This is a genomic window from Streptomyces sp. NBC_01439, assembly GCF_036227605.1.
Lineage (GTDB): Bacteria > Actinomycetota > Actinomycetes > Streptomycetales > Streptomycetaceae > Streptomyces.
The window spans coordinates 8,063,082-8,081,471 of the sequence record NZ_CP109487.1 but is presented as its reverse complement, the minus strand read 5'-3'; the positions used below and the strand labels follow the sequence as shown (position 1 = coordinate 8,081,471).

General features: G+C 69.7%; 16 protein-coding genes. 3 read left to right on the top strand and 13 right to left on the bottom strand.

The genetic code is table 11. The features are described 5' to 3' along the window. The 5 genes from OG207_RS36775 to OG207_RS36755 are packed head-to-tail and all read right to left on the bottom strand — an operon-like array spanning position 1 to position 5,855. Positions 1–1,995, bottom strand: a complete 1,995-nt coding sequence (locus OG207_RS36775; protein WP_329104895.1) for a hypothetical protein — start codon at positions 1,993–1,995, stop codon at positions 1–3. Further along, on the bottom strand, positions 1,992–2,447 hold the full coding sequence (locus OG207_RS36770) for a phage tail protein (RefSeq protein WP_030010531.1): 456 nt from the start codon (positions 2,445–2,447) through the stop codon (positions 1,992–1,994). Before OG207_RS36770 ends, OG207_RS36775 begins: the two co-directional genes overlap by 4 nt. A gap of 44 nt (positions 2,448–2,491) precedes the next feature. Beyond that, positions 2,492–4,378: a phage tail sheath family protein gene (locus tag OG207_RS36765; RefSeq protein WP_329104892.1), complete on the bottom strand. Its 1,887-nt coding sequence runs from the start codon at positions 4,376–4,378 to the stop codon at positions 2,492–2,494. Positions 4,379–4,401: 23 nt separating this feature from the next. Beyond that, positions 4,402–5,265: a hypothetical protein gene (locus OG207_RS36760; protein ID WP_329104890.1), complete on the bottom strand. Its 864-nt coding sequence runs from the start codon at positions 5,263–5,265 to the stop codon at positions 4,402–4,404. Next, the gene (locus tag OG207_RS36755) at positions 5,262–5,855 is read right to left on the bottom strand and encodes a DUF4255 domain-containing protein (RefSeq protein WP_329104888.1); all 594 of its coding nucleotides are present in this window, start codon (positions 5,853–5,855) and stop codon (positions 5,262–5,264) included. The genes OG207_RS36760 and OG207_RS36755 overlap by 4 nt, the downstream gene beginning before the upstream one ends. Before the next feature lie 147 nt (positions 5,856–6,002). On the opposite strand from OG207_RS36755, the gene OG207_RS36750 reads away from it, so the two are divergent. Next, the gene (locus OG207_RS36750; RefSeq protein ID WP_329104886.1) at positions 6,003–6,929 is read left to right on the top strand and encodes a hypothetical protein; all 927 of its coding nucleotides are present in this window, start codon (positions 6,003–6,005) and stop codon (positions 6,927–6,929) included. A gap of 64 nt (positions 6,930–6,993) precedes the next feature. Here the strand turns inward: OG207_RS36750 and OG207_RS36745 are convergent, their stop codons facing one another. The 8 genes from OG207_RS36745 to OG207_RS36710 are packed head-to-tail and all read right to left on the bottom strand — an operon-like array spanning position 6,994 to position 15,681. Further along, positions 6,994–7,491, bottom strand: a complete 498-nt coding sequence (locus OG207_RS36745; RefSeq protein WP_329104884.1) for a flavin reductase family protein — start codon at positions 7,489–7,491, stop codon at positions 6,994–6,996. A gap of 48 nt (positions 7,492–7,539) precedes the next feature. Further along, positions 7,540–8,787 carry an ATP-grasp domain-containing protein gene (locus tag OG207_RS36740; RefSeq protein ID WP_329104882.1) on the bottom strand — a complete coding sequence of 416 codons (1,248 nt, stop codon included), beginning with the start codon at positions 8,785–8,787 and terminating at the stop codon, positions 7,540–7,542. A gap of 42 nt (positions 8,788–8,829) precedes the next feature. After that, the gene (locus OG207_RS36735; protein WP_329104880.1) at positions 8,830–10,062 is read right to left on the bottom strand and encodes a methylaspartate mutase; all 1,233 of its coding nucleotides are present in this window, start codon (positions 10,060–10,062) and stop codon (positions 8,830–8,832) included. 25 nt (positions 10,063–10,087) lie between these two features. Next, positions 10,088–11,608, bottom strand: coding sequence for a PqqD family protein (locus OG207_RS36730; RefSeq protein ID WP_329104878.1), 1,521 nt, complete (start codon positions 11,606–11,608; stop codon positions 10,088–10,090). Further along, on the bottom strand, positions 11,605–12,846 hold the full coding sequence (locus tag OG207_RS36725; protein WP_329104876.1) for an ATP-grasp domain-containing protein: 1,242 nt from the start codon (positions 12,844–12,846) through the stop codon (positions 11,605–11,607). The genes OG207_RS36730 and OG207_RS36725 overlap by 4 nt, the downstream gene beginning before the upstream one ends. After that, positions 12,846–13,334, bottom strand: a complete 489-nt coding sequence (locus tag OG207_RS36720) for a cobalamin B12-binding domain-containing protein (RefSeq protein ID WP_329104874.1) — start codon at positions 13,332–13,334, stop codon at positions 12,846–12,848. The genes OG207_RS36725 and OG207_RS36720 overlap by 1 nt, the downstream gene beginning before the upstream one ends. Then, positions 13,331–14,581, bottom strand: coding sequence for an MFS transporter (locus OG207_RS36715; RefSeq protein WP_329104873.1), 1,251 nt, complete (start codon positions 14,579–14,581; stop codon positions 13,331–13,333). Before OG207_RS36715 ends, OG207_RS36720 begins: the two co-directional genes overlap by 4 nt. Beyond that, positions 14,578–15,681 (bottom strand): LLM class flavin-dependent oxidoreductase, encoded by a 1,104-nt coding sequence (locus tag OG207_RS36710; RefSeq protein ID WP_329104871.1) that lies wholly within the window; start codon positions 15,679–15,681, stop codon positions 14,578–14,580. The genes OG207_RS36715 and OG207_RS36710 overlap by 4 nt, the downstream gene beginning before the upstream one ends. A 442-nt stretch (positions 15,682–16,123) precedes the next feature. Here OG207_RS36710 and OG207_RS36705 point away from each other — a divergent pair, with 442 nt between their 5' ends. Further along, a complete protein-coding gene (locus OG207_RS36705; protein WP_329104869.1) occupies positions 16,124–17,119 on the top strand; it encodes an asparagine synthetase A in 996 nt (331 codons plus the stop codon). Further along, positions 17,116–18,390 carry a glutamate synthase-related protein gene (locus tag OG207_RS36700; RefSeq protein ID WP_329104868.1) on the top strand — a complete coding sequence of 425 codons (1,275 nt, stop codon included), beginning with the start codon at positions 17,116–17,118 and terminating at the stop codon, positions 18,388–18,390. The genes OG207_RS36705 and OG207_RS36700 overlap by 4 nt, the downstream gene beginning before the upstream one ends.

Sequence of the window (18,390 nt, the reverse complement as noted above, 5' to 3'; positions counted from 1 at the left end):
TCACACCACCGTGACGGCGCCGTCGGCGTCCTGCGCGATCCGCAGGACGAGGTACTCCAGGGGTCGCGCGGGCGCCACGCCGACCTCGGCGACGAGCCGGCCCAGGCCCAGCGACCAGCCGGGGTTGAGGTGTTCGTCGCAGGTCACGAAGAAGGCCTCGTCCTCGCTCTCGCCGGCGAGCGCGCCGGAGCGGTACAGACCGCGCAGCAACTCCACGATGGAGCCACTCAGTTCGGAGCGAAGTCGGGCGGAGTGGGGCTCGAAGGCAAGCGGCTGGGCCTGCCGGTCGAGGACCAGCCTCAGCATGGTCATCAGCCGGCGAACACTGAGCTGACGGTAGTCGGGGTCGCGGGAGAGGGTACGGGCCGACGCGAGCCGAAATCCGTCCCGTTCGCCGCGGAAGACGTCGATGTCGAGCAGGTGCAGCTCGTCGTGGTCGGCTTCGCCGATGCGCTCGGCCGCGGTCACGGCTTCGGCGGCGAGAGCATTGGCGGGACCCCAGTGCAGACCGAGCCGCCGCTCCCGTTCGGCGATGATTCCCGCCGCGAACGCCGAGGGCGGAACGGACACGGCGCGGTGCTGCGGTTCGTCGGGCGCGACCACACCGAGCCACGGGTGGTAGGCGGCGGTGTACGAGCTCTCGAACCCGGCCCGCCAACGGGCGACCGCCCGCACGGGTAGCCCCGGCGGTACGTCGAGCAGGGCCACGAAGCGCCGCTGCCGCTCGGCGAGCGCCGCGAGCCGCTGCTGGCGCCGGACGATCTCGGGCAGTTGGGTGCCGCTGTCCAGGAGCCGGGCGTGCTGCCGGGGCGCGGTGACGGTCATGGGTTCCGGCCGGGGCGGGCACGGTACGAAGACGGGGCTGCCGGGCTGCGACGGGGTCTCGGTGGTGGTCTCCGGGGCATCGCTGTGGAACCACAGCAAATCGGGTACGGAGAGCAGCGCGACCTCGGGCACCAGCGCCATTCGGTCCATGCCGACCTCCTCCCGGCCCGGATCCTCGATGCTCTCGCCGCCGCCGATGGGCAGCAGTTCGACCGGGGTCGTCCCGTGGAAGCTGTCGGCGTTGATCCCCGCATAGCGGTCCTCGCCCCCGCGGCCCCGTACGACGGCTGACTCGACGGGGGCGAGGAAGGCGTCGGGCGGCAGCAGGACCTCGGGCCACTCGCCGTCAGGGGTGGTGAACAGGGATTCGGTGGCCAGCACATCGGCGACGAACCGCTGGTGGGCGCGGTTCAGCCCCAGCCCCGCGAACCGCTCCTGCCGGGGGCGCGCCGGATCCGTGTCGGTGATGGTGACGGTCGCGGTGACGAGTTCGGCGTCCACGTCCACGGGCCGGGTTCCCGGCCCGGGCTGCCGGTCGAGCACGGCGACGCGGCGCCGCAGGCCCGGGGTGTCCTGGCGCACGGCCTGTTCGAGGACGGAGAAGAAGCCGCCGGCGGGCCCCAGCCCAGGTGCCCGGAGGCGCAGCAGGGTCCCGTCCGGTGGAGTCGGTCCCTCGGGCAGGGTCAGCTCCCGCCCGTTGGCCGTGGCGGTGAAGTGGCCCGCTGCGGTGAAGTCCCAGCGCACCGAGAGCCGTCCGCCCCAGCTCCCTTCGTCGCGTGCGCGCAGGTGGACGTCGTAGGGACGGCCGCCCCCGGCGGCGGCCGGACCGTCCGCCCGGGCCAGCCGGATCCGGTGCAGCGCGCAGGCCGCCAGGGCGGTGGGATGCGGGGAGCGCGGGAGTGGTGCCACGCGCAGCACGTGGGCGCGGGCGCCGCCCTGCGCGAAGAACGCCCGTACCGCGTGGGGCAGCAGCCCGGGCCCTTCGAAACCGCCGAACCTCAGCACGTAGTCGGACCAGCGGTCGACGGCGACCGGGGTGTCGACGGGTCCGCGCGGCGCCACGCCGACGAATCCGGCGATGTCGAGTCGTAGCGGCTGGAAGGCGGGCGGCGGGCGACGCCCGTCCCGGTACGCGCCCGGCGCTCCCAGACGCAGTCCGGCGGGGGTCACAGCGACAGGAAGTCGATGCGCTCGGCGACGAGGTGGAGTTCCTCCATCGCGACCTCTCCGCCGCCCTTGCCGGTGAGGGTGGGACCGACCCACTTCTTGGGCTGGGCGGCGCGCAGCACCCAGGAGCAGACCGGCTGGCGACCCTCGTCGTGCAAGGTCACGGTGACCGTGCGCGGGTCGAACTCGCCCTCCCGGGTGGCCTTGATCCAGGCGAACAAGCGCAGATCCCCGATGATGCCCCGCTTGAGGGTGACGTCGTTCGTCGAGTTGGTGTTGGCGATCTTCCGCACGTGGTTCTCGGGGTCGTTGCCGTTGCGGTACTCGGAGAACTTCACCTCGTTGCCGGCTCCGCTGAAGTCCGAGAAACCGCCCGCGATCTGGTCCTCGCCGCCGGTGTCGCCGAGCTTGACGAGGAAGTTGAAGGCCCCGTAGGGGTTGTTGCGCGTTGCCATGGTCCGTCTCCTGATCTCCTGGGCGCGTGCGCTGCGGGTCCGCGTCAGCTGCGCTGCGCGTCGGCCGTGAACTGTCCGATGCGGAACACGACGAACTCTGCGGGGTAGGTGGGCGCCACGCCGATGAGGCAGATCAGCCGGCCGTTGTCGAGGTCGTTCTGGGTCATGGTGGTGCGGTCGCACCGGACGAAGAACGCCTCCTCGGGCTTGGTGCCCATGAGGGCTCCGGTGCGCCAGGTGGCGATCAGGAAGTCCTCGACGGTCTGGCGGACGGAGGCCCACAGCCGCTCGTTGTTCGGCTCGAACACCGCCCACTGGGTCGACTTGTCGATGGAGTGCTCGAGGTAGATGAACAGCCGTCGGACGTTGACGTACTTCCACTCGGGGTCCGAGCTCATCGTCCGGGCGCCCCACACGCGCCGGGCCCGGCCCTCGAAGAACCGTAGGGCGTTGATCCCCTCGGGGTTGAGCACGGACTGCCGGTCGTAGGTGACGTTGGTGGTGAAGTCGTTGATGCCGAAGACGACTTCGTTGGCGGGGGCCTTGTGCACTCCGCGCTCGATGTCGCTGCGGGCGTAGATTCCGGCGACGTAGCCGGAGGGCGGCACGTCGAGGAGTGGTGCCGGAGCACCCGGGTCCGGGCGCAGGCCGGGATTGGTGATCCTCACCCAGGGGTAGTAGAGCGCGGCGTACTTGGTGTCGAACTGGGCCCGGAACTTGCGTACTTCGGAGATGGAGCTGTCCTTGGGCGGATCGACGATCGCCATCCGGTAGCGCAGCCGTTCGCAGTGCTCGATGAGATCGTCCACGGCGGTCTTCTGCTGGTCGGGCGGCAGGGTGACGGTGTCCGGGACGGCGACGATGGCGATGTCGTCGATCTCGGCGAGCGCTCCGAGCCCGCGGGCGGGATCGGTGAGGCTGTCCGGGTTGGCGAGCCGGCCGCGCAGGTCCGCCGCGACGAGCGTGCCCCCGTCGCCTCCCCCGGTGAGGAACGCGGCGGCGCCGGCGCCGCCGTTCAGTAGGGCGGTCAGCACGGCCCCCGCCGCAGGCGCGGGCTGCCCCGCAGCGGGGGTGACGACCTGCAGCCAGACCAACGAGAACTCGTCGGCGGGGTCCACCGCGGCCAGCACCCGGCCGACGGCGCGCGGGTGCGCCTCGTCGAGTTCGAGCTCGTTGTAGACGTCCACGCGCCCGCCGAACCGTACGGTGACGGCCAGGGTGAGGTGGAAGGCGGCCGTCCCGGCGGACACGTCGTCGAACGTACCGTCCGGCTTCCGGTAGCCCAGCACCCCGTCGGCGCGCGGGATGACGACCCGGACGTTCCCCGGCTGCGGTGCCGTGTCGTCGGGGATGCCCGGCACCGCCCCGCTTACGAGCGGGACGACCTCCACGGCCGCTCCCGGCTGCACTCCGGTGAGGCGCGGCGGGGCGCCGGCTCCGCCGCCCTGGACGATGATGTTCTTGCCGCGGCGGAAGGTCACCGCGACGCTGATCTTCGATCCTGCGGATCCCGGCCAGCGGGCGCGCCAGCGCAGCAGCGCGCTGCCGGTGGGGGGAAGGGCGAGCGAGGCGAAGTTCTTCGGGGTGTCGATGACCGGGGTGGCGGCCGTGGTGTTGGCGAAGGTGAAGACCCGCGAGACGTACAGCCGCCGCCCACCATTGGCGAAGAACGCCCGCGCGGACAAGCCAAGTTGACAGTCCTCGCTACCGATGCTGAGTCCGCCGAAGGCCCGTTCGTACTCCGTGAAGCTCGTGACCAGGGTCGCGCCGGGCAGCACGGTGGGGTCGCCCGGGGCGGGCAGACTGTACGGAACGGGTCCGTACTCGGTCCGTCCGGCCATGCCGAAGGTGCTGGTCGGCACGCCCTCGATGGACCGCGAGCGGAAACTCGTCTCCTCGACGTAGACGCCGGGTGTCAGGTACTCGGGCATGGACGGATCTCCTCGGTCGCGGGTCAGGCGGTGGTGTGGGGCAGGTCGTCGGCGTGAACCACCTGACCGACGGTGAGTGTGCGGACGGTGTACGCGGAGGCGGTGTGGTAGCCGGCCGGCACGTCGGTGCCGCGCAGGAGCCCGTTGTCGAGGTCCTGCGGCCGGGGCGGGGAGGCACTGCGGGTGACCGCTTCGGCGACCAGGTCCGCCAACGGGTCCAGTGGATCGGGTGGCGGGGCGTTCGCCGGATCCGGGGCGTGGGTGCGCAGTGCGACGGGGAACTGGGACTGCACCGAGTACGGCAGGCGGTCGATCAGGAGCAGCACCTGCCCGTGTTCGTCACCGTGGGCCCAGCCGATCTGGACGCCGCCCTGACCGTACGCGTCCACGCGCGGCCAGCGCACCGGTTCGCCCGCGCGGATGACCCGCAGCCGCATGCCCGTCAGGCCCTGCGGCACGGGGTAGGACGGGCCGGGCAGCAGCCACGGGAGCAGCAGTCGGGCGTCGGCCCGGACGTGGGCGGCGGTCGGCGGCCGGGCATCGGCGCCGGCGAGTTCGGCGCGGGTCCACAGCGGCAGGGAGAAGCGCCGCGGGACCCAGCGGCGGGCGGGGTCGTCGACGCGCACGGTCACGGTCTGGCCGAGGGCGCCGGCCGTGCCGTGCCGCAGGACGAATCCGGTGGCGCCGTGGCTCTCCAGCGGCCGGATCAGATCGTCGGGGCGCGGCCGGCGGCCGGGGGCGTGCCCGGTCTCCCGGCCGACGCGCAGACCCGGGCCGGCCGGGGCACGGGTTCTGGCGTCGAGCGGACGGACGGCCAGGGCGAGCCGGTGCAGTACGTCCACCACGCCCACCTCGACGGTGATCCGGTGGTCGGAGCCGTCCGTCATCGGGCCTTCTCCGACAGCGCAGTGGCGACGACGGTGACCTCGCCGGATGCCCGTCCGGGCCGCCCGTCGATCCGGACGACCCGGGCGAGATAGGGCATGCAGAGCCGGTAGTCGGTGGTCATCGCCTGGAACGCCTCGCTCATCGAGTCCATCGCCAGGTCGTCGGGGATGATCTGCACCGAATCCCCCGCCTCCCAGTCCCCGCTGGCGTGGAGGAGGGGGCCGGTGAGCGGACCCGTGCTCTCCAGTGCCCGGGTGGCGAGGCCGAGCCATTCCAGTTCCGACTCGACGAACTTGTCCCATGCGGCGATGAGCAGATGCATCCTCAGCGGCAGCCGGGACGTGCCGTCCTGGGCCGCGACGGCCGCCCAGGAGGGCCGGGTCTCGCGGTCGATGCTCAGCCGGTAGCAGTACACGGTGACCGCGGGCCGGCGGATGACGGCTCCGGCGGTGTCCACCTTGTCGAAGTCCACCGGCCCGGCGAGGACGGCCTCCGGGCGCGGGCCCACGGGGATCTCCTCGATGAACCGCCGGTTGAGCAGGTCGACGACGCTGCGCCCCACGGCGGCGAGTGCCCGGTATCCAGCCATGGGCCGATGCTGGGGCCCCTGCCGTCACGCCGGCGTTGCGGGAACGGGCCGAGGTACGGACAGCTGCGGCGATGGCCGGGCGACGGGCCGGTGACACCGTCCGGACCAGACTCGGTGCGCCTGCCCCCTCGACCAGGAGAGCCCATCATGAGCAGCACCCCCCAGACCCGATCGGACAGCACCGACAAGGGCGGCGACTGCAACCCCGGTGCCATCGACGATCTCACCTGTAGTGCCAGGGGCATCCACCGCCGGGCCGAGGTCACCGAGGAGCACCTCCCCCAATTGAAGGACTTCAAGGAGAAGTTCGACAGCGCTCGGGCGGAGTACACCAAGGCACGGGACGCCGCCGAGAAGGATCTCGACGCCGCGCGGGGGACCCTCCACACGGTCCGCGAGCAGATCCGCTGCCGGGTCCACAAAGACCAGAAGCAGTGCCTGGCGCGCGCCGTCGACGAGGTGTTCGAGGACATCAAGGACTGTGCCGGTGACTGGGGCTGTCGGGTCGAGGAATGCGCGTGCGAGTTCGACGACGAGGTCGAGGAGGACGACACCGTCGCGACCCTCTCCGCCCGTATCGCGCGCTACACCACGGAGGTCGAGAACGCCGCGTACTGCTTCACGCGGTTGCACCGGGAGCTGGAGGATCTGCCCGAGCGCGCAACGAAGATCAAGACGGAAGCGGCGCAGCTGTTGGCGGACGCCTCCGATCCCGACACGGGCAAGGACGTCGTACGCCTCTACGCCCGCCTGCTGATCCTGGAGCGCCGCATCGAGGAGGTTTGGCGGGGCTTCACGACCGTCGAGGCCTATGTCGGATGCCTGTGCAAGGCGCTGCTGTGCGTGCTGCGGGGTCGGCAGGCCATCGCCACGCTGGAAGGCGCCAAGGCCGTGCTCATGTGCAAGGAGGAGGCGGGGAAGGCAGCCTGCGAGCGCAAGCAGGCCCAGACGCCGGAGGAGGTCATGGCGGTCTACGAACGGCTCTGCCCACCCTGCCCGCCGAAGCGCGCCGCCACGGCGGAGGACGGGGACGACACCGTCGAGGTCGAGGCCGTCGGTGGGACACTCACCTGACACGATCCCGGATGCCGAGCCCGGGCCCGTGGACGCCGGGCCCGGCACGAGGACCGCGAGCGGTCTACACGGCCGCCGGTTGCGTCCAGGTGCTGTAGGCGCCCCGGCAGTAGAGGAGGGGGTCGCGGGGAAAGACGGTTCCGCCGTCGACCCGCGCGATGATCAGCCAGTGGTCGCCGGCCTGGACCGTCTGTTCCGTGCGGCACTCGGCGACGGCCAGCGCGACGTCGGTCAGCACGGGAGCGCCGTCCGCCACCGGGGACGGCTGCCACTCGATGCCCGAGAACTTGTCGTGACCCTTGCCGGCAAAGATCCGTGACGCCTCGGTGCCCGACGCGCCGAGGAAGTTCACCGCGAAGGCCCCGGAAGAGAGGATCGCCGGGAGGGTCTGGGACTTCTTGTCCACCCCGATCAGCAACAACGGCGGCGAAGCGGACACGGCGCAGACGGCGTTGCACGTGAATCCCCGAGGCTCGCCGTCCTCGTCCATCGCCGTGATGACGGCGACGGCGGTCGGGAAGGAACCGAAGATCTCGCGGAACTGCTGGGAAGTGACGGGCATATGACTTACCGCGTTTCATAGGTGGGGTACCGCAGCGTGCGTGGGACGTCAGAGGAGCTCGTGCTCCATCGCGCGCAGTGCCTGGTACGAGCGTTCGATCTCGGCGTCGTCGCGGTGGACGAAGAAGACCGCGCCCGGAGAGGAGTTGAGGTCGACCGTCCGGCTGGTGACCGCACCGTCGCCCTTGCGGAACCGGATGCTCTCGAAGGCCGGAAGGCCCTCGAGTGCCGCCCGGACGGCCCGCTCCGGCAGCGGCACCTCGCGGTGGGCGATGAGGTTCACACAGCGCGCCGACTCCTGCTGCGCGTAGCGCACGGGCCGCCGGCTCAGCTCCGGTGCGTCGGCGGTGTAGCAGTCCAGCGTCAGACTCACCTGGTCGGCGCCGGTGCACCGCTGGAGGGCGGGAGGGTTGGCGAGTCCGGAGATCCGGGCACCGGTTTCCAGCAGCACGGGACCACCCGCCGTGAGGATCAGTTCGGTGTGGGCCGGGCCGTTGGCGATGCCGAGTGCGTCGAGGACGTCGCAGACGTAGGGCAGGATCTCGTCGAGACGCGGGTCGTCCGGTGCGAGCAGGTCCTCGTAGTCGTAGATCTTCCGTCGCTCGTCCACCACCACCTTGCGGCTGATCCACGCATCGGTGAACCGGTGCGTACCGTCCCTGCTGACCGAGTTGATGATGTACTCGTCACCGACGAGGTATTCCTGTCCCAGGACCGCCTCGTTCGCCCGCAGCATGAGGTTGGTCTTGCCCATGATGGTCTCGACCGCGGTCTTCACCTCCTGGTCGGTGTCGCAGGTGAAGACGTCCTCGGAGCCGGCGCTGTCCAGCGGCTTGACGACGACCCTGTCGATGCCCTGCTCACGCTGCCAGGCCAGCAGCTGATCCGGATCCGTCCCCTTCAGCTGGCGCGGTGTGCGTACGCCCGCCGCTGCCAGGGCCTCCATCATCAGGGCCTTGTCCCGCCGGGCGGGCGAGAGCGAAGGGTCGTTCCCGCGCAGACCCAGCGCTGCGGCGATCTCGTCGGCGGTCTCCACGCCGAACTCGCTCGCCGGGATGACGGCGACCGGACCGAGCTCAGCGAGACGTCGCTGCACGTCCTGGGCGTTGCCCGGGTAGGTGAGGTCCACCTCGAACAGTCCGGCCGGGAGGCTGGCGGCAAAGGTCTGCGGGAGCTCGCGGCGCGAGCGGACGTGAATGAGGCGGAAGCGGCCGGCGGCCTGGCGCGCCAGCAGGGCGCCGCTGGAGAACGCGTCCACCAGTACGACGGCAGGCTGATCGGAAAGTTCTGGGGTCACGGGTCGTCTCGCCAACTGGTAGGGAAACTATGCATGGTTGAGTCACGTCTCGGCCAGGGCCGCAGCCTGGTCGTAGCGGTCGGCGACGTGGTTGAGCATGGCGTGGAGCCGGTCGGAGCTGAAGTCCTCGACACCGGCGCCCTTGGACGTCCCGGGCAGCGGCAGGTTGCCGCGGGAGCCCCACGCCAGCGCCCCGCGGTCGTCGATCACGCTGGTCGTCGCGCCGGCGTTGTCCGGGTGCAGGCCGAACGGGATGTCGAGGATCCCTCGTTCGAAGGCCTTCGTCAGCGCGGTACCGACATCGGGATCGAGGCCCAGCACCGTGTCCACGAGAAGCCTCGCCTCCTCCAGAACCTCGTCGTAGAAGGCGTCCTCCAGGACGGTCGGCGCGGCCGGGGTGCCGTTCGACGCGTCTGCGGCGATCCGCAGGGCGGCGAGGTTCTCGGCGACCGTCGGGATCTGCCACGCCTCGGAGACCGTCTTCACGATCATCCGCTCGCACCCGGCGTCGCGGGCGAGCCGGGCGCTGTCGCGGATCAGGGCGGTGGCGCCGTCCGGCGTCTTGGGGAACAGACCCATGTACGTGTAGAGCACGACGTGCTGGTCCACCCCGGACAGGTGCTCGGCGGCGAGCGTGCGCAGCGCCCGGAGAGCGCCGCGGTCCTGCTCGGCGAGCACCCCCTGGGCGAAGCTAAGCGACATGTGGCGCAGCCCGTGCTGCTGGAAGAAGCAGCCCTCCAGCACGGCGGTGGCCACCAACAGCGAGGGCGGGCAGAGTTGGCCGAGCAGGCACCCGCCGAAGCTCTCGACGTGTCCGTGCTCGGTCTCGCCGGCCAGGAACCGGCAGCTCTCCGCCCAGGCCGCAACGGCCCGGGCGAGCGGCAACCGGCTGTAGGGGAGGCAGTACGAGACGGGGCCGCCCTCGGTGGCGTCGAGACCGACTTCGACCAATCGCTGGAAGACCCGCAGCGGTAGCGCGGTGCCGTGCCGCACCTGGACCGGGAACGCGGGGCCGTGGAGCCCGTCGAGCAGTGCCCTGGTGGCCTCGGCCGGGTGGGAGACCAGCGGGTACCCGTTCAGCTCCTCGTCCGCGGCCAGCCGCTCCAGGGGCGTGGTGTAGTCGCCGACCCGGGTGTAGCTGTCGAGCGTGAGCGTCCCGACGGCGGGCAGCCCGAGCGACGCGACCTGGGACAGCCCGTCCTGCATCGCCCGGAGGCTGCCGAAGCCCATCCGCGGCTGTACGAGCACCGTGCCCCGGCCGCGGCTTTCGGTCACCAGCCGGTCAAAGTACCCGGCCACGTCACCGACCCGATATGAGTTCGAGGACGGGTAGGCCCGTGGTCGGGTCGACCGTCTTGACCTGGCTCTTGTGCGGGTCGCCCGCGCGCACCCGGGAAATCATCGTCTGCTGCGCGCCGAAGTCCACCAGTGCGCTGCGGTAGAGCGTGCGCAGGTCCGTCAGGGACAGCGCGGAGATCTTCTCCAGCCACTCGGCCGCCCCGTCGGTGTCCGTGCCGTCACCGCGCAGCGCAGCGTGCAGCTCTGCGGTCCTGTCGGCCATCTCCGGGTGGCAGGACGCGATGAACCCCTCCAGCCGCGCGCCTTCGTCCGTGAAGGGCGAGTAGACCATCGCGGTGAGCGCGGCCTCGCTCAGGCCGAAGACGTCGCGCGCGTAGGCGGTGGCCACCTCCCGCCGCTCGACGATCTTGACCGGCGAGTCGTAGCGGCTCAGTGCGAGCCGGATCAGGTTCTCCGGCATCTCCTTCTTGCGCATCATCGCCTCGGCGAGCTCCAGGTACTCGGAGATGCCCGCCTCGTAGGTGCGGGACTCCACGTACTGGGCGCGCAGGCCCCGCAGATGGGCCATCAGGGTCGGGTTCGCGCAGTCCGACTCGGTGAAGCTGAAGGCGAGGTCGTCGAACCGGAAGCCGAGGAAGTCGACGATCAGGTCCCAGTGGTCGTGGACGCGGTAGCTGACCATGTCGTAGATCGAGACGAACTCGGGCTGCATCGAGCGGTCTCCGGTGGAGACGGCGCGCTCCGCGACTTCTGCCTCGCGACCGTCACCGAAGAGCTCGCGGAAGTATGCGTCACCGATGCCGCGCAGGGCCGTGAGCAGGCCCTGGAAGCCCATCCGGCGGCATTCCTCCACGTCGATGCCGCTCGCCTTGGCCAGGCGCATGATCCAGGCGGAGTAGAGCGCCTGCTCGCGCCGGGAGTCTCCGGTCATGATCACGTCGACACCGTCCTGCCACCAGGCAGCGCGACCGTAGAAGTCGGCCACCGCCAGGTTGCAGCTGTTGCAGAACGTCGGCCGGCCGTCCCCGGCCGACCGGTGACCGTTCATCAGGACGTCGAGCCGGTTGAGGTTGACCAGGCGCTCCGGCAGCGGAAGGTCCACGCGGAACCGGCGGATCTCGGTGTGGTCGATGGTCAGGAGCTCGGCCCGCTCGTCGTCGAGCAGCCCGAGGGCCTCGTACACCCGGTGGATGTTCTCCATGACGGCCAGCGGCACACCGGCGTGCCGCATGTTGGCGACCCGCATGACGAACGTGTGGCCGTGGGTGAGCTGGAGGTGCAGCTGGACCGCCCGCACGAAGGCGACCACGTACGTGCTGTCCTTGCCGCCTCCGTAGGCCACCATCACCTTGCGGCCGGGCAGCAGGTCGGGGCCTCCGACGGCCTCGACGAGTCGGTCACCGACGGCGACCATGCCCTTCAGCTCGATGTCGCTGAGGAAGGCGGCCAACTGCGCGTAGCGGTCGCGGTCGCTGAGGCGCTGGTCCTGGGTCGGCTGGTCCTGGGTCGGCTGGTCGTTCACAGCGAAGTCACCTCGAATTCGAAGGTCTCGATGATGCGGCGGATGTCGGCCTCCACCTGGGCCTGGTCGTCGTGCAGCAGGATGAACCGGCCGGCGTGCAGGGCGTCGTACGCGCCGCCGGGCTCCAGCACCTCGCCCACGGAGGGCAGCAGTTCGCGCCATACGGCCGGGACCGATTCCCGCATGGACGATGCCTTCCGGACCACCGCCGGCAGGCCTGCCGGCTTGGGCACGACCAACCAGCCGCCGGACGGGTCGCCCGAGGTGGGTGCCGGCATGATCGACTCCCCGCACATGGCCCGCAGCCAGATTTCGAAGAGGTTGACCCCGAACAGCTTGTTGAGGAGGTGGGGGACCTCGCTGCCGCCGACCCGGCCGCCGATCTCCAGGAAGACGATCTCGTCCTCCGGCGTGACGAAGAGCTCGAGGTGGAACGGTGTGTCACGCATGGCGAGGGCGCGGACGCACCCACGGGAGAACTCCTCCATCCGGTCCCTCAGGGGGGAGCGCTGGAGCACGACCGATCCCAGCGGTTCACCGGCACCGAAGGACAGGCAGTCGTTCACGTACCGCGACGTGACCTGGAACCCGATCTCGGACCGGGCGTCGGCGAAGCCGTCCACGTGGTGGATGGTGCCGGTGACGAACTCCTCGATCTCGTAGCGCTTCAGGTCGACCGCGGCCAGGAGTTCGGCCAGCGTCGCCTCGTCCTCGACACGGTGGACCCCGATGCTCGCGGCGCCGTCCACCGGCTTGAGGATCACCGGGTAGCCGCACGAGCGGGCGAAGGCGAGTCCGCTCTCCACGTCGGTGCACGCGGCGAAGCGGGGGACCCGGACGCCGGCGGCCGCCAGGATCTCCTTCATCCGCACCTTGTCCCGGTAGACCGCGACCTCGGCCGTGGTCGGCCCGGGAAGGCCGAGGTCCTCGCGGACCTTGGCGGCGATCTCCAGGGTGAACTCGGACAGGGCGATCAACTGGTCGACGGGGCCGACCTTTTCGGTCACCTCGACGACGGCCGCGCGCAGCGCGTCGACGTCGTTGACATCGTCGACCCGCACCAGGTGTGCGATCTTCGCCGGATCGGCGAGCACTCCCTCGGCGCCGAGCGCGTCGACGACGTAGCTGACCTGGTGGGCGTCGTGGTCGATGAACTCCTCGTAACGGGTGAGCTCGTTGTCCCACCGTACGCCGTCTTCCTTGAACCGGGGCCACCGGTTGACGATCACGATATGCATCAGTGGACCTCCGTGGTGCTGAGTCCGGCAAGGTCCCAGGGTGGGATGACCGCGGCGTCGGCCTGCCAGGCCGGGAAGCCTTCGGACTTGCCGAAGTGAAGGAAGGTGAGGAAGCGGTCGATGGCGTCCTCACCGGTGAATACGTCGGTGTAGCCGTGGGCGAGGAGCTCACGGCGGGTGCGGTCGTTGTCCGACTCGGCCGTGGTCAGCTTGCCGCCGGCCACGCTCGGGACCTCGAGCCGCCGCTCGCGCAGGGCGGAGAGCAGCAAGCGCGCTCCGTGGAGTCCGTGGCCGTTGACGCTCGACACGACCAACAGGTCGGGCCGGTTCTCGGAGACGGCCCGTACGACGTCGTTGATGGGCGTGCAGGCGCCCAGGTTCTGTACCTGGGCTCCGTTCTCCTCCAGGAGCTTCTGGAGGTACACGAGATTCCAGATGTGGGAATCCGACTCGACGGTGCTCAGCAGGCACCGGAAGGTTGGACTCATGCCGAGACTCCTGAGACGACCTCGTCGTTGCGGTTGGCCAGCGCCTTGCGGAAGCTGCGGATCGTCAGCGGCAGGAAGACGGCGCCGAAGAGGCACAGCAGCACCGAGAGCACGGTGACGAGCTGCTGCGGGCCGGCCGCGGTTCCGACGCCGGCGACGAGCAGGCCGGCGATGGGGAACGAGAGCAAGTTGAGGAGGTAGAAGGGGCCCATGATCTTCCCCAGGTGTTCCTCGGGGATCACCTTCAGCCGCTGGGTCCGATTGAAGACGTTGTAGTAGGCGGATCCGATCAGCATGGCCACGAAGGCCGGAGCGTAGACGGCGAAGGACGGGGCGAACCCTGCCGTGAGCAGCGCGGCGCACATCGCGGTGAAGCCGATGACTCCGAGCGCCCCGACGCTCAACCGCCGAAGCAGGAACGGGATCGCCATCAGGTTGAGCAGGCCCGTCACACCGACGCACGTGTTCAGCCATCCGAACGACGAGTCGGGAGCATGGAAGACGTCGGTCACCAACGCCGCGTTGACGCTCAGCACGCTCGCCACGACCAGGTTGATGGCGAAGTTGAGGACGCCCAGCAGCAGGACGGGCTTGTTACCGATCAGCAGCCGCCATCCGAGACCGAGTTCGGCGAAGACCTGCCCCGCGCTACCGGCTTCGCCCGTGCTCGGGGCCCGCAGTCCACGGGGCAGCGGCAGCCAGGTCGCCGAAGCGAGGGCGAAGGCTCCGGCGGCGACCATCAGCAGCCATACCTTGCCCAGCACGGACGCGGCCAGGACGGCGAGCGCGGGTCCGAGTGCCATGGCCAACAGCTCCATGTTCTGGACGAGGGACTGGGTGCTCGCCACCTTGTCGCCCTTGGCCAGTTGCGGGACCATCTTCTCCACGGCCATCCGCGTCGGCGCCATGAAGACGGAGAGGAAGGCTCCGCCGGCCATCAGGGCCCCGGTCGTCCACGACGACTGGGTCAGGCAGATGACGACCACGCACACGAGCACGGCAGCCCGGGCCGCGGTCACCCGGGAGAAGAGCCGGGCACCGCCGTCCCGGTCGGCCAGGATCCCTGCGAAGGGGTAGGCGATCAGGCCGGGAAGCCATTCGAGTGCGAATGCTAAACCGAGGCTCGCCACCTCGTGGGTGTCCTGGTATATGAGCAGAGGGACGGCGAACAGCACGACCTGTTCCGCGATGAGACCGAGGAGGACGCCGGAGGCGAAAAGACTCCGGTGAAGCCGATTTTCGGTCATGCCGTCCGCTCGTTCTCTTCGTGTCTGCGGATCAGCGGGAGCACGTGCGTGTAGAACGTGCGCATCTCGTCGCGGGTCGGCCAGCCGGAGAAGATGAACTCACTGACGCCTGCCGCCTTGTAGGAGTGCAGGTATGCGGCTACCTCCTGGTAACTTCCGACCACGCACAGTGCGGGGCCGCCGCGATAGGCCACGGCGCCGGAGTAGAGAACCGGAGAGAGCCAGTCCCCATCGGCCTGCTCGGCCAACCGGAAGGAATTCCGCACGGCCTCTGAGTCGGAGGCGGCGACGAACTTCGCGACCCACTCGCGGTGGTCCTCGTCCGGATCGCGCATCATCTCCGCGAGGTCGGCGAGCGCCTCAGCACGGGTCTCGCGGGCCAGAACGTGCATGCGGATCCCGAGCCGACCGCCCTTGGCCAGCACCGGTGCGGCGGCCTCGGCGATGCCCTCGGGCGTGTCACCGTAGCGGAGCCAGCAGTCGCCGTGCTGGAGCGCGGTCTCCTGGGCCGGACCAGAAGCTCCACTGATGTAGACCTCCGGACGCCCGCCGCCGAGATATCCGAGCCCGAGCTGGGCCTCCTCGATGCGGTAGTGCTCGCCGCTGTAGGAAAGCGGCGTTTCCCCGCGCCAGGTGCGGTGCAGGATGTCGAGGAATTCGTTCATACGGGCATAGCGACCGTCGTGCGCCACGAAGTCCCCGTAGTACGCCTGCTCTGCCGGAGAAATACCGGCAACCAGATTCAGCGATATACGACCATTGGACATCCAGGAGACCGTGTTGACGATCTGCGCAAAAAGTGTCGGGGAAAGCAGTCCCGGGCGATAGGCCAGGATGAATTTGACGCGCTCTGTTTCCCGGACCAGCGCACCGATCATCGGCAGTGGATCGGGCATGTGATAGCTGATTCCCATCAAAAGGGAATCCACTCCGAGCCGGTCAGCCTCCTTGGCGAAATCAACGATTCCGTCGAAGTCCAGATGACCGACCTGATACTTCTCGGTGGCCTTCTGCTGACCGCTGTCGAGGGGGGAGCACCAGTGGAACCGCAGCTCCTCGGAGCCCGGTTCATGCTGGTGGGAAGCGTTGCTCAGACCCACGGGTCAACCTCCGGTCGTGTGATGCACCTGTGCTGTCTCGGCACACGGAAGGACGGCCCGCGCAGAGACGCCAGCGTCCGCGGCCAACGCTCTCGTCGATTCGACGCGGGCTTTTCCAAGGAAATTCATGGCTTGTTCAGCCGCGACGCTGGGGTATCGGACATAACAATCCCGGGGCCACTGCTCCGTGCCTCGGAGATCTTGACATGGAAGCTCCATATGAGTCAAGATCAATTCCCGGGCTGCACTACCCTGCGAGAGCTGCGGCGATACATCCGCAGAAGAATCTTCCGCTCAGTGATCTCGGCCACACTTCTTCGGCGGCGGATATGGAATTCCAGGTTCCGAATTGTTGTCGCGCATTGCCCGGCTTCGGACCCAGTCCGGAGCGTCACACCCCTCTATCACCCGCCTCGTCACAGCACTCGAACGGAACGAGAGATTGTCCGCTGAGAACACGGGGGCCACGCTCCCGACGCCGCTCGCCCATCTGACTTCGGAGCGCACCCGCGCCGCACTGCTCGTCCAGAACCGGTTCCTGGCCGGAGCGCGGGACTTCCTCTCCGGTGAGGGCTTCACCGAGCTGTTGCCGCCCACCATCGGCCCGGTGACCGACCCGGGCGCCCGCGGTGCCAAGCAGGTCGACATCGACTACTACGGTCACCGCTACAAGCTGATGACGAGCGGCATCCTCTACAAGCAGGCTTCCCTGCTCAGCTTCCCCAAGATCTTCCACGTCGCCCCGAACGTCCGGCTCGAGCCGCTGGAAACGGCGGTGACCCACCGCCACCTGACCGAGTTCCACCAGTTGGACGTGGAGATCGCCGGCGGTTCGCGCGAGGAGGCGATGAGGGTCGCGGAAGAGCTGACCCGGCACTGCGTCGAGCACGTGCTGAGCACCGCTCAGCGGGAGCTGGAGATCCTCGGGCGCGACCTGGACGGGCTCAAGCGCGTCCTCGACGCGCCGTACGGCCGCGTGAAGCACTCGCAGGCGGTGGCCCAGCTCGCCGGGGGCGGATACGGCCAGGACGAGAACACGGAGATCGAGTGGGAGGGCGAGGAGATCATCTCCAAGGCGGCCGAGCACCCGTTCTTCATCACCGACTACCCCAAGGGCTCGCGCGGCTTCTACGACAAGGAAAGCGCCGAAGAGCCCGGTGTCCTGCGCAACTTCGACCTCATCTTCCCGGGTGGCTTCGGGGAGATGATGAGCGGCAGCGAGCGCGAGTCGGACTACCGCAACCTGATGATGCGGATCCGCGAGACCGGCGAGAACCCGGCGAAGTACGAGTGGTACCTCACCCTGGCGCGCGAGGGGATCCCCTCCAGCGCGGGCTTCGGCCTGGGCGTCGAGCGGTTCACCCGCTTCTTGGGCGGACTCGATGCGGTGTGGCAGGCGACGGCCTACCCCAAGCTGCCGGGGGAGCTGCGTCCGTGAGCGGCCTGACGGCTCCCGGGTTCCCGGAGCAGCAGGTACGGGCCCGTGCCCGGCACGGCGCGGCCGCGGCCTTCCCGGAGAGCGGGAACTACGGGACCACGCTCTACGGCGAGCACGGCGAGCAGACCGCCCGGCCGGAGGACGCGATCGACCGGGCCCGTCTCGTACCGCCCGTCTTCGTACCGCACCGCATGGAGAAGTTGATCGACCTCGGTCGTGAACCGATCAGTGGGGACGTGGACCTGACCACGATGATCGGCGGCTTCCGCTCCGCCTTCCCGTTGTTCGTCGCGGCGTTCGGCTCCACCAGGGTGGCCAGCGGCGACCTCGGTGAGGCCGTCGCCCGGCAGGCCGGAAGCCTGGGCGTTCCCATGGTGATCGGTGAGAACATCGTCCCCGTGTCCGGCTACGGTCGAATGGCCGAGGAGAAGGAGAGCTCGCTGCTGCGCCGCATCACCGCGTACGCCGCGGCGGCGCCGGACGGGTTCGGCGGTGTGGTCGTCCAGCAGAGCACCGAAGACGCCGACGCCGAAGTGTGGAACCTGGTGTACAGCGACCCCTCGGCCGCCCCCCTGCTGGAGAGCGGTCGGCTGGCCTTCGAGTTGAAGGTCGGTCAGGGTGCGAAGCCCGGCGTGGGCGGCATGACGTTGGTGCCCCGCAAGCGCGCGGCCGAACTGGCGGCGCAGTACGACGTCCTGGACATCTACGAACCCGCCGAGGACTCGGTGCTGCGCTGCAGCAGCCCGGGAACCTTCACCGAGGAGATCCTCCGCCAGCAGATCCGGCTGATGCGCAACAACTATCCGCGCTGCCGGGTGTGGGTCAAACTGCCGCCCTCGCGCGACGTCCACCTGGCTGCGGCCGTTGCCTGGGCGGCCGGGGCGGACTCGGTCACCGTGGACGGGGCGGAAGGCGGCACCGGCTGGGCGCCCCGCGCCTTCCTCGACCACGTGGGGCTCCCGCTGGCGGAGTGCCTGCAACGCCTCGACGCGCAGGACAACTCCCTGCTGGTCAGCGGTCGCATCTGGGAGGGTGCCCGCGCGGTCAAGTGCCTGGCGCTCGGGGCTACCGCGGTGGGCCTCGGACGGGCGGCCCTGGTCGCGTCGGACGAGGACGCGGAGGCGGGCCTCACCAATTTCGTCGACTGCCTGGCGTTGGAGATGCGCCTGCTGATCAGCTCGTTGGGCAAGTACCGGGTAGCGGAAGTGAGTGCCGAGGACATCTGGACCGAAGCGCGTTCCGGGGAGGCGTACGTCCCTCGGAACGGGTGA